The sequence below is a fragment of the Bacillus sp. FCW2 genome, from assembly GCF_021228595.1.
Lineage (GTDB): Bacteria > Bacillota > Bacilli > Bacillales > Bacillaceae > Bacillus > Bacillus velezensis.
In genome coordinates this window covers 299856-311591 of the sequence record NZ_CP089436.1, presented here as the reverse complement: position 1 = coordinate 311591, position 11736 = coordinate 299856, and the positions used below count along the sequence as shown (strand labels likewise).

12 protein-coding genes and 3 pseudogenes are annotated in these 11736 nt (G+C 37.6%); 1 reads left to right on the top strand and 14 read right to left on the bottom strand.

Going from position 1 to position 11736, the window contains the following annotated elements:
* Positions 1 to 8: 8 nt before the first annotated feature.
* The 14 genes and pseudogenes from K3G25_RS01715 to K3G25_RS01650 form a co-directional block, all read right to left on the bottom strand.
* Positions 9 to 290, bottom strand: a complete 282-nt coding sequence (locus tag K3G25_RS01715; RefSeq protein ID WP_022553524.1) for a putative quinol monooxygenase — start codon at positions 288 to 290, stop codon at positions 9 to 11.
* Positions 291 to 400: 110 nt separating this feature from the next.
* On the bottom strand, positions 401 to 1321 hold the full coding sequence (bla, locus tag K3G25_RS01710; RefSeq protein ID WP_163094039.1) for a class A beta-lactamase: 921 nt from the start codon (positions 1319 to 1321) through the stop codon (positions 401 to 403).
* Between the two features lie 138 nt (positions 1322 to 1459).
* Positions 1460 to 1734, bottom strand: a pseudogene (locus K3G25_RS01705) (hypothetical protein); the annotation flags it as partial.
* A gap of 178 nt (positions 1735 to 1912) precedes the next feature.
* Positions 1913 to 2494, bottom strand: coding sequence for an SEC-C metal-binding domain-containing protein (locus K3G25_RS01700; RefSeq protein ID WP_038461356.1), 582 nt, complete (start codon positions 2492 to 2494; stop codon positions 1913 to 1915).
* A 419-nt stretch (positions 2495 to 2913) separates the two neighbouring features.
* Positions 2914 to 3396 carry a DUF4760 domain-containing protein gene (locus K3G25_RS01695; RefSeq protein ID WP_128496580.1) on the bottom strand — a complete coding sequence of 161 codons (483 nt, stop codon included), beginning with the start codon at positions 3394 to 3396 and terminating at the stop codon, positions 2914 to 2916.
* Between the two features lie 176 nt (positions 3397 to 3572).
* Positions 3573 to 3788, bottom strand: a complete 216-nt coding sequence (locus K3G25_RS01690; RefSeq protein ID WP_230379022.1) for a DNA-binding protein — start codon at positions 3786 to 3788, stop codon at positions 3573 to 3575.
* A 118-nt stretch (positions 3789 to 3906) separates the two neighbouring features.
* The gene (locus K3G25_RS01685) at positions 3907 to 4422 is read right to left on the bottom strand and encodes a sigma-70 family RNA polymerase sigma factor (protein WP_128496579.1); all 516 of its coding nucleotides are present in this window, start codon (positions 4420 to 4422) and stop codon (positions 3907 to 3909) included.
* Between the two features lie 14 nt (positions 4423 to 4436).
* Positions 4437 to 4564, bottom strand: a pseudogene (locus K3G25_RS01680) (hypothetical protein).
* A 95-nt stretch (positions 4565 to 4659) separates the two neighbouring features.
* Positions 4660 to 5385 (bottom strand): TRADD-N-associated membrane domain-containing protein, encoded by a 726-nt coding sequence (locus K3G25_RS01675; protein ID WP_022553531.1) that lies wholly within the window; start codon positions 5383 to 5385, stop codon positions 4660 to 4662.
* Positions 5386 to 5682: 297 nt separating this feature from the next.
* Positions 5683 to 5983: pseudogene (locus K3G25_RS01670) on the bottom strand (hypothetical protein).
* On the bottom strand, positions 5980 to 6342 hold the full coding sequence (locus K3G25_RS01665; RefSeq protein ID WP_022553534.1) for a hypothetical protein: 363 nt from the start codon (positions 6340 to 6342) through the stop codon (positions 5980 to 5982). The pseudogene K3G25_RS01670 and the gene K3G25_RS01665 overlap by 4 nt, the downstream one beginning before the upstream one ends.
* A gap of 698 nt (positions 6343 to 7040) precedes the next feature.
* Complete coding sequence (locus tag K3G25_RS01660; RefSeq protein ID WP_014417483.1) at positions 7041 to 7511, bottom strand: hypothetical protein; 471 nt, start codon at positions 7509 to 7511, stop codon at positions 7041 to 7043.
* Positions 7512 to 7588: 77 nt separating this feature from the next.
* A complete protein-coding gene (locus K3G25_RS01655; RefSeq protein ID WP_014417482.1) occupies positions 7589 to 7921 on the bottom strand; it encodes an HIT domain-containing protein in 333 nt (110 codons plus the stop codon).
* A gap of 343 nt (positions 7922 to 8264) precedes the next feature.
* Positions 8265 to 9008: an alpha/beta fold hydrolase gene (locus K3G25_RS01650; protein WP_100261708.1), complete on the bottom strand. Its 744-nt coding sequence runs from the start codon at positions 9006 to 9008 to the stop codon at positions 8265 to 8267.
* Between the two features lie 949 nt (positions 9009 to 9957).
* Between K3G25_RS01650 and K3G25_RS01645 the strand changes: the two genes are divergently transcribed.
* Positions 9958 to 11736 carry a T7SS effector LXG polymorphic toxin gene (locus tag K3G25_RS01645; RefSeq protein WP_100261707.1) on the top strand — a complete coding sequence of 593 codons (1779 nt, stop codon included), beginning with the start codon at positions 9958 to 9960 and terminating at the stop codon, positions 11734 to 11736.

The window sequence follows — 11736 nt, the reverse complement described above, 5'->3', positions numbered from 1 at the left end:
AAAGCCTTTTACTCATTCACATTGCTTTTCATTAACCATTCTACTTCCGTTAATTCTTGTTTTTGAACGTCTTTTGTATGTTTTTTCGTGAAATGGACTTTAACAGCTTCTTCGTTTTCCCAAATCTCCCAAAGCATGATTTTGCGTTCTGATGGTTCGAGCGGATGAGCATGGAACTGAATACAGCCTTCTTCTTTGTTCGTTTCTTCCTCAAGTTTTTTGAATTCCTTCATTATTTCATTAAGGTCTTTATCACTGATAATATTTAAGCATGCCGTTATGTAATGCATCGAAACTCCCCCTCTTCCCATCTTTTTATGGCTTTACATTATAACATCGAAACCGGCATACCGCATTCTCAACAAATAAAAAGCCGTCCATAAAAAATGAACGGCAATGTTTATTTAAGAGCATTAAGAGCGACTTTTGCAGCCTCAGCGATAAGAGCATTATTATAATTGGCATCTTCCGTAAACCGGTTTGACAGGATTGCCAAAACAATTGGGGCTCTGTCAGGCGGCCAAACGATCGCAATGTCGTTTCGTGTGCCGTAGCTTCCGGCTCCGGATTTATCGCCGACTTCCCATCCTGCAGGAGCGCCTGCCCGAATCAGTTCGTCGCCGGTAGCGTTGCCCCGCATCCAATCCGTTAAGATCGTGCGCTTGTCAGTCGTTAGAGTGTTACCCAAAGCGAAAGTCTTAAGATCAGTTGCCAGTGCTTTTGCGGTGCTTGTGTCACGACGATCCCCGGGAATCGCCGAGTTTAGATCCGTCTCGAATCGATCAGCTTTCGTTACATGATCCCCGATCTGTTTCAATGACTTTTCAAAACCTTTAGGGCCGCCAAGCTGCTGCAGTAATAGGTTCCCGGCGGTATTATCGCTGTAACGGACAGCGGCTTCTGAGATTTCTTTCAGGCTCATGCCTGTATCCAGATGTTTTTCTGTGATTGGAGAATATGTAACTAAATCGTCTTTGCTGTAGCGGATGATGGCATTAAGTTTTTCATTTGAGCTTTTCTTCAGAACAGCAGCTGCGGCCAGAACTTTATAGGTTGATGCGTAAGCAAACCGTTCATTCGGCCGATAGGCGATTGTCTTGTTTGAACCTGTATCAATCGCATAAACCCCAAGCCTGGCATCAAATTTTTTCTCAAACTGAACAAATTTTTGATTCGTTATACAGCTTGTCATTTTTGTGTTTTCTATAGACTTCGCTTCAGCATGCGCTGAGCCGAATAAAGGATTGAAACCGGTAAAGCTTAAACATAAAAGTCCAATGCATAGTCCAACTTGTATTCCCGCTTTATTTTTCACATCCAGACCTCCTCATTATAATGATTTTGTATACATCTTCTAATTAACATTACAAACAGGATGAAAGTCAATATATTTCCTGTGAGATGTTGTCCATGACAGTTAGGAAATCAGCTGAAAATTTAATTGAAAACACCCCTGAATCTCTTCAATGGATAGTGTTTCTTCCGGCAGATATTTCGAGAAAAACCCGTGTGATACAGCGTTTGGTTTCTTGCCGGAGCCCCCTCCGCTGTTTCCTAATGCGTTTTTGCTGCCGGGTTGCCCGCCTATTTTTGTGTGCATCTTTTCCTTTCCCAACCATGCCGCTGTTTTTACGATTTAATGGTGTTCACTGACACCCCATATTTCTCGGCAAGATCCTTGTATTTCATACCTTTGACGTAATCCTTATACGCCTGAATATGCTTTTCAGCCATCTACATTCACCGCCGCCCCCTTTTGAATTGAGTTGTTTTGGAAAAAGATATTCCCTCTAAACCGCCACCGTGCTCAAGCCGTTAACCGCCAATTGTCTATCCTGAGACTAACCAGAAGCAGTTTACAGAGAATATAAAAAGCATCATACGTATTAATTTTGTATGATGCATGAATTAATTATTTTGATTCTAAATGACAGAATTTATATTTAAGTCCACTCCCACATGGACAAAGCTCGTTTCTACCTATTTTCTTTGTTTTAATAGGTTCATTATTGAAATCATCACTTTCGTAAATATGGTTTATCACTTGATTAATTTCAATTTTTGGTGGTGAAGGTTTTTCTTTTTCAAACCATGGCATAACCAATGATGTAATTGCTGCTAATGTTTGAATCCACACATGAAAATCAGCTGATTTTTCTTTTTTGATTTTTGGCATTGATTCTAAAACTGGAACGAATTGCGGTGTTTCTTGGTATACTCGATCTTCTACCTGCTCAAAAGAAACACTTTTATTTTTTGCAGATTGAAGTATCTCGTTGAATCTTTGCAATTCACTGATAGTACGTTCAGGAGCACTAAGAATTTCAATTGTATTTCCGACGAAATTAAATACTCCCTCCGAAACAGACCCTATACCACTACATTTTGGGCAGCGAACTCTATTTTTGTTTAGTGTAGCAGTTGAACCATCTATAACAATGCCAGATCTAAAAATTGCATTACAATTATCACAGACAGCTGGTAATTCAGGCATATGTACATCCCCCCTAAATTTAAAACCAAATTTTAATTGCCTTACTCTATTATCTATGAAAATTAATAACAATAGAACCATCCGCAAAATTTGTCGAACAAAAGTGCCTTTCATAAATAGGTTGCAGTCATAAGACAAAAAAAGCGCCCACTCAGGGCGCCTTAGCATAGCGTTATTATTTATTTGATTGTTTGTTCCTGTAAGGCTTTAAATGCTTCAGATAACAGTTCAGCATGATTACGAATTTCTTTAGATTTATTCTTTGTTGTTGGGAATGTTATTATTGACATAGATATTCTCCCCTTTAAACTTCATTTCCAATCGTATTAACCTTTTTGAGGTTAAGATCAGCTAATTTTTCACTTAATTCCTTTGTTTCCTTTAGGAGCTCATTAGAATGTAACTTTCCTGCCAACACTTTATAGTTCAACAGTATTGCTAAAATTATGTTCTCTATCTTGTCTAGAAAAACAATAAAAATCATGATGACGATCTACAAAGTTACAAAAAACCTGAGAAAGTGGATTAAATGCCAATTCTTCATCTGCCAAACCACTCATCATAGCTGCGCTAAAGAATTCTAATTGATTAGCAAGATCCAAGACTCCTGCATCAAGTTTATTACTAATACTCTCAGCATGTGTTTTAAATGAGAGTTCTGAAGCTACGAATTCTTTTTTGTGATCTCTCATAGACAAGATCACATGCTTGTCTCCCAGTTTTTTTATGTATTCAGCTTGCAAAGGAATAAATGAAGTTGCAAACCAGTTTAGATACTCTATACTTTTTTCAACCGATGCGCGTTTATTTTTAGTTTTAATATCTTTTTTCATTAAATTTAATTGTTTAATCGCAATAAAAACACCAGCTGCTAATCCAATACTTACAATATAATAAAGCATTGTAATTACTTCTTTTACGACTGGATATATATTCATACTATGCTACTTTCCGAAAAATTCAAGTAATTGAATCATTATTTTTTAGTATATTACACTAAATATAGACAGTAAATAACAAATCTTAATAGTCCTTCACAATATAACTTTAAATTAAAAACATCCTTATGACAGGGAGCTCATTTACGCCTATGTTTTTGAAAATCCAAAATATCCTCTTTCAGAAAAAGCCTGTCCCGAAGCATTTCTTTCATCGGCTCGAATTCCCCGTTTTTAACTAACTGGTTTAGGTATTGACGAGTGAAGCACAATATTTCAGCTTCGCTTGTATTAACGACTTCCTCATTTAAGAACCGTTTGATTGCATCACGTTCTTTAAGATTGTACGTTAACATCATCCTCTTTGAATTCCCTAAATTGTAATGGTAAACAACACCATTATACCTATAACAATAGTATTCTTTAAAGATTTTTTGAAAACCTTTCTTATGTTTCAATAAATAAACAACCTATTCATGCTAAACAGAATAGGCTGTGATCTGCTCTATTTTTCATTTTCAGGCGGGAACGTTCAATGTTCTTCTGCACAGTTCCTTTTTTAATCCCCAATAACTGCGATATCTCTTCGAATGACATGTTTTGCACAGCATGCATCATGAATATGTCTTTTTCTCTTTCTGTGAGCACGGAAAGGGCGTCAGCGATTCTTTCTTTATCCCAATCACTTACTTCTCCCTCAGCCTCTTGAACAATTGCGTATTCTTCCGGGAGCGCATCAATTAAGCGCGGTTCAGCAAGAATCGTCCTTTGATATGCGTCTCTTCTGTCAGCACCTCGGCGGGCGCCGGGCTGTCTTCCGTTCTGCAGCCATTCAAGAGTGAATTCAATGTCACTTATCATGCTACTGATAATCTTTTTGTCGTTGATCTGTTCAGCCGTCAGATTGACTTCAGCCGTATCTTTGTAGAGCCGGTACATTTTTCTTGTTTCTCTTAAAGCTCGTTTGTATTCAATGATTAAATCCTGCATTCTGATTCCTCCCCTTATTTGCGTTTAAATGCGCCGCCCTTGCCTCGTTTAAGTGTTTGCATGTTCGTGTTCATCATTTGTGCCAGAAACGATCTGAGCGCTCCTGCGTGTTTTTATTGGGCTTTTTCTTTTTCTGCTTCATGTCATCCCTCCGCTCAAATAAAAAACGGACACCAATCAGAGCACAGTAATTCTGTGCAATGATCAGTGCCCGCAGGCTTTCCGTCTTGGACTTATTTAATTTGGAACTTTTTTTGATGGCGAATGATTTTTCTCTGATATATTTGAAATATTTAATTTCCCAGGATCAATTCCCATCAAATTAAAGGCTAATTGAGCCTGTACTAATGAACGCAATTTTTCATCTTGAATTTTACCAGCTAAGGCTATGGATTTATTACGATTAGAGTTTTCCATTAGATTATCGTGGTATTCTTTAACCCGTATACGTAACTTTTGTGACTCCTTTAAGAACATAAGTGAAATCCCCTCAAAAATTAAACTTCCTATGACGCTAATTGCACTATTGATAGTGTTATCAGAGCCAATAGAAAAAATGATAATACCTATTAAAAGGATAAAACCCACTATTGACATTGTTAGACCAGCATAGAACTGCAAATTCGAATGAGTAGTTGCTTGTTGTTCATATATATCCAGTGTCTTTTCATCAGATTTTACTTCATGTTCTTCTTTCACTACATTTTTTTGTTTTTCCGGCTCTGGATAGCCTAGTTTAGAATCTTTAACGACTGTTGAATTGCTTAGTAAATCTTTTTTGTCGTTCTTAGCTTTTTGAATTTCCTTCAAATACATCAATTGCTGTATATATCTTTCTTCACGTCTGTTCTTTATTGATGTCACATATGTAAGTAAAACTGCAGTAATTGTGATAAATAAAGTCATAACAGAAAGAAGTATTACTGATGAATTTTCACCGAATACAGACAAAACATCCTTCAAACCATTTTCCTCCCGAAACCGATTATTTACAGTAAATCCTATTTTATCATATCGGCTATATTAGGATTTAAATCAAGTGAAGAATGAAGAATTTATATCAGCTTTAATTATGATCGCCTATCTCTTTTTCTCTCTATACTTATCAATATCTTGAAAAAACGCCGCGGCCGTGAATGCGATGATTGCTCCTATTAACGTGATGTTCGCTTTCATGTCCGGTCTGTATTCGTACTGGAAATAAAACCAGAATCCTACCCCCTCAGCCCCAAAACTATTCTCAGCGCCATCGAATCCCCCTTATTTGATTTGACAATTGACTGATTCAAATGTTCCGATATAGTTCCCCTTGCCGGAGTCCAGCCGAATGGCATAGGTCCCCTTTCCGGTCTTATTCCAGATTGTTTTCACGTTGAATAATTTCAGAGGCGTTGCCGTTTTATAACTGCCCCGCTGTGCTTCTAGTATATGTCGGAGAATCCGTGAACACCCGGCCGCTCTACACGGATTCATTTTGCCAGCCGGACCAAGCCGCGGAAGCAGACAGCTCAACGGCCGCCGCTCCCGTTAGTAATACCGCTGATAGAATTTTCCTTGTCATTGCTTCCCCTGTTTTTTGTATTCTGCGATTTCCTTAGGGGTAGCCTTTCGGACTCCGTCTGTGTCTGTCCTGTTTGCCACTTGAACGCCTTCCATGTTTTTTATCTCGCTGACTACTCCCAAATGCTCTAAATACACATGATCACCAATCTTGAAACGATTCAGTTTAGCCCGCTCCTCGGTCATGCTCCTGTATTCAGCCGCGGCTTTCATTTTTAATTCAGCCAGACACATTTGACAAAGGGTTACTGTTACAGAATTGCCGTTAAAATCAGTAAACGAAACCGATCTGACAGATTCCTTTTCCGGGTGCATCGTGCATGTTTTCTTCATAGGCGATGGCCGTGTAAATTCAATCATTCCGCTTCCTCCTCAAAAAAAGTCTTTTCGTCCCTCTCACATAACTCCGGATGAACGGGAAGTTCCATACACAATACATGGAGACTGCGTTTGTCATTTTTCCGCATTGGATACACGGGACTGCTTCGCCCTTTCATCAAAACTGTTGGCGTAATCCACACTTTCAATGAACGATCTCCTTCGCTGTCTGACGGATATTCATACATCCTTCATAGCTGTAAGCCTATATTCCTTTATATTCCCAATGCTTGCCGCACTTCCCTGTTAAGATGAAGTTTCTAAAGCTGTTGACCAGTTGCCCATGTTGGTTCCATGCGGAAAGCCGTTTGGGCATCCATACCCAATTCATATGGGTAAATTTCAGCCCTCTCATATGTGTGTATGCTTTTTAAAGGAGGTGCATCACATAATGTTCTAACAACCGATTCAACATGAACAAAGTGATTTAGTCGACAAAAAGATCGCCGATAGCAAAAAGAACGGTGAATCTAAAAACAATTGATCTTTCTGAATATGAATTGCTGGTCAACGCATATTTCAAATTAATAAGATAAATAGAATAGACCCCCTCAAAGTTAATGGTGAGGGGGGTCTTAAGTATGCGGCCGATATTTCTTTATTGAACTCCAAACGAAGAGATGCAAAAATGGATTGAAGAGGTGATGATTTTGCCGCCATGTTAATGTACAAATATTTAATTAATACTGTATCAGTTTATTCAATATGTTAATTTTACTTTGATCTTTATTACTCTTCTTTGTTCTTCTATATCCATCTAATAAAGACATATTATAAACCTTGAGGTAATCATCAATAGTCAGCAAATGATATTTCGCTCCGTCATCTTCAAAAACCCCTAGGTTATGATAGTCTACATCTGCAAATGGTTTTAAATCCTCAATGTAAGCAATGCCTATTTTAGTATTAGTTTTCCTAAATTCATGCTCATGTAAATCAACCAATTTATATCCTTGCAGTTCCATAATTTTTTTAAGTTTTTCCCACTTTTCCTCTAAAAATATTAAAGGAATAAGGATGTCAATATCTTCTGGTGAAAAGTTCAACCCAGTTACCTTTTCAAGACCTAAAGAGCCATATAATAATGGGGTAATGTCTAACTCTTTATTAAGAGTTTTAGCTATATTTATAAATTCATTATACAATTTCATTTTATATCCTCAATTTTTGGCTATTTACTGCTCCTTGGAGTTTCTTTGGAATTTATTTTCACTTTAAAAGGATTCTTTTATCTCAATGGATCTCCTGAAGCTATATGCCAATGCAGATGCTTTGAATCCTGATAATCTCCTAAGTTTGTAAGCACCCTGCAAGAACCACTTTCTTTTGTCACCTTCGCTGCAACCTTTTTAATCACACCCAGCAACTCGAGTAAAAGTTCATTGTCGTCTTCTTCCAAAGTGATTAAAGAAGAGATATGTTTTTTAGGAATAGCAACAATATGCACCGGCCAAAAAGGTCTTGTATGATGATACGCCAATACATTCTCGGTTTCTAAAACTTTATTTACTTTTGTTTTTCCGCTTAATACTTCATCGCAATAAAAATCTTCTGTCATCATTAATCCCCCCCTTACTTTTTAGCGTTGATCTTCATAGTCAATATACAAATTTAACCCAATGCTCTACTTTATTTTTCACCTTTATCATTAAAATAAGAGAACCACAATAAACTTATGAACCCATCAGCTCCTATAATTGTAGATATAATGTAAGTCCAATTAAGTAAATTCATAAGCTTTCTCCTCTAAGAAATAATGTCTAAATAAAATGTTTACTCTTTATCGTATTGCTTTATAGAATTTTCCATTCCGTGCAATCCAGCCGCTTTTGATACGGTGTTTAAGGATTGCTACCTATTCTAACCAATACAAGACTGCCCTCATCTACTGCTTTTAACTAAACTTATTTTTGTATCTCTTTCAATGTATCTTTAATAATGTCAACAATAATCTGGGGTTGATCAACATGTAGACCGTGTGATGCATTCTTCACAACAATATGTTTGCTATTTGTTGATAAACGCAGAAAGTCTCTTTGAAATAGATTCCACGCAGCGAAGGATTCAGTTGTATGATAAGACTGTAAACCAGCGCTGACAACTATAAGTGGGATATCTCCTAATGATGTGCATTTGTCTATTTGTTCAAAACTATCTTGAATTTCACTTAAAGAACCTTCTACCGAAAATTGATTAAAGTAAAGAGATCTTGTTTCTTCACTGAATAGTGGCGGCATAATTTTGTTTTGATCTTCATGGCAGGAATCTAAGAGAATAACCGCTGCTACTTCTTCTGGATATGTACAAGCATATAACCTTACATTTGCTCCTCCAAATGAATGCCCTACAAGCATAAATGGTGGATTAATATTCGCATTTTGTAAAAGGGTACGAAGATTTTCAACAGACTGCTTGCTGTCTTTTGGTCTATCGTCTTTTTCACTTTTTCCTAAACCTGCTCTATCGTAGATGAAAAATTGCGCAAATTTTGAAATTTCACCTTTTATAGGGTCCCAAGAAGCAGAAGGGCATCCGTACCCTGATTCAAATATGACTGTAATGTTTTCATTTTGCCTTTCAAAAAATTCGTAATAGAGCTTAATACCACCAATATCTTGCATCTTGCCAGTATTGGTAATTTCATTCATACAAAAACCTCCAGTGTTTAATCATTAGATTCATAGGTTAAAACGGGGCATTCTGTCTCTGATTTTTTTAGTTAAATGCCATCCATCTCATTCCAATAAACTCTTCTTCTCTAAAAAATACTTCCTTTAAACCCTTATCATCACTTAGAATACTATATGCTACCCCAGAAATCGGGACTCTCTATGTAATAATGGGTATTCATCTAATCTGTCATTTTTTAAGATATTAGTTAAGATATTTATCATTGTTCACATCTCTCTTTGTCTAGAGTAAAGACGTGTTTAAACTTAAACCATCTGAAACACGGCATACAATGCAACTTCAGCTACAAGCAAATAAATCATATATCTAGCATAATTTAATACATCTTCATCAGTATTTTTCTCTTTTTTAAAAGTCCATGCAAATAAACCTAATACAGTTGCCACTAATGCGATTTCAATTATTGTTAATATTTACATACCTTCCTCCTAAAAAAGAACAGGGTAAATAGACTTATGTTAACTTTCATTCAATTAAGTCTCTTCAGTCAGGATTTATCTTATAAAAACTTTCCACTTCTTCATGTTCATCACCTTCAATGAGTTCAAAGCTGCCCGGTACATTATACATTATTTTCCGTTAATATATCAATTCCGGTTAATAAATCACCTGCATCTTGAATTACGCCATTTTCATCTTTTACACCCTACAATTCATTATCTAAAAATATGTTCCAACCTTTTAACTGGCTTAATATTTCCAATTCATTCAAACGATGCCGAGTAATTCCTGCACTCCGGTTTCCCATCCATAAGCTCTCTTCTCAAATGGTTAATCACATAATTACAAGAACAAAGAAGCGGGTCAAATGATTCATTTTACCATTTTAGATAGTACATTGACCTTATTCCTCATTCCTCCATGGTAAAATCTTGTTGAAGTATTTCGAATGAAAGGATTATGGTCATGAAAGTTTTCGAAGCAACCACCCTCCTCGCCGCCGCCAAACAGCGCGCGGGTGAATACAAAAAACTGCGCGGCCAGATGGTCAATCTGAAAAAAGCGTTTCAAGGTATGGCTGACCTTGGTGACAATGATTTCTCAGGCCGGGGCGCTGACAATATCAAAGCTTTTTTCAAGGACCACGCCGGCGTCACAGACAGCTGGCTTGATCTGATCGACATGAAAATCGCATTTCTCACAAGCCTTCCCGGTAAGGTCGAAGACGCCGGACTTTCCAATTCGCATGTGGAGGAATCATTTCTGGAGCACGAGCTCACCCACGCCCTCAGTAAATCAAAGGCGATTATGGAAGAGCAGAAAAAGGACATGCGCTCCATCCTCGGAGAGATCGAAGACATCATCTCGCTCGAATTGTTTTCAACCGAAAGCACGGATCAGAAGCTTTCTTCAGCTGACAAAAAAAGAAGCGAAACGATACATAAGCTCCGCAAGCTTGATCACGATCTAACGAAAGAATACGCAGAAACCGAAGCAAACGAACAGTTCATCCAAGCCGACTTTCAACAGCTCCAAAACGCAACAGGCAAAGGAAAAGGCGCCACGCCGCTTCACTACAACGCCAAGGCGTACCGTGAAAGCGACATCCATAAGAAGAAAGGCGAGATTGCAAGACATTCGGATGCTTATTTGACGATTAAAAAGGAAGAAGCGAAAAAGCGGGAAATCAAGGATCTGAAGAAAAAGCTGGCTGATGGCGTAACCGACCCGGATGAATACTTAGAAATCGCCAAAAAGGTTGGCTATGAGAATCTCACCCCTGAACAGCTTGAATTTGTTTCATTTCTGGAACAGCGTAAAGCTTTCATGGATAACGGAAAAGAAGCATTGCAAATCATAGGTGATGGCGCCAAAGGTCTGCTTGTTGGTGTATACGATCTTGCCAAGGATACCGGTGAAGGAGCACTTCAACTCGGACGGAATATCGGTTGGACAATTGACAACTTAAACAAAGATCCTCAAAAAGTTCTGGATACTGTTCTGGAATATGACTATCTAGGTGTCTTTCAAAGTATGGTTGACACATTGAAGGATGATTGGGATAAAAAGATGATTCACGGGGATGCATATACACGGATGCACTATGTTACTTACCTGGGCGGAAGTCTTCTGTTATTGAAAGGCGGAAAGTCCTCTGTCTCAACAGGCTCAAAAGATCTTGCTAAAGTTGGCGGCACAATTAAGAAAGGCGGAAAGTCTGTAAAACAGTTTTACAAATCTCCTGTCAATCGGTATACTCCTGCATTAGAAGGAATCCTTCAAGATGCTGAGCATACTATTAACGTAAAAAATACACCACTCCTAAAAGGAATAGCCGATTCCACTAAAGATAGGGTACTCTTTAAATCAATCAATGGTAAGTCATCAAAAAACAAGGCAGTTAAAAAAGGCCTTTCCAAAAAATCAAGAGAAGTTGCGCTTCCAAAGGTAGACACATATGAACAAGCTAGAAATGAGGCGCTAAATCTAATTGGTGATTTAGGAATAGATTCAAAGCCTTTTATAGGTACTTTATCTAAAAGCGCAGGCTTTGGTAAAGTTACTGGCCGAATGTCTGAAGATAATAAAGTCCTTTGGAGATTAGATTATGATCCCGAAAAGGGACCTCATATAAATGTTGAGGATTATAGAAATGGAAAAGGAGATAAGGCAAAGAAATATTATATACCTTTTAACGGAAACGAAGATACTTATAAATCCCTTTTAAAACATTTAAATAAATAG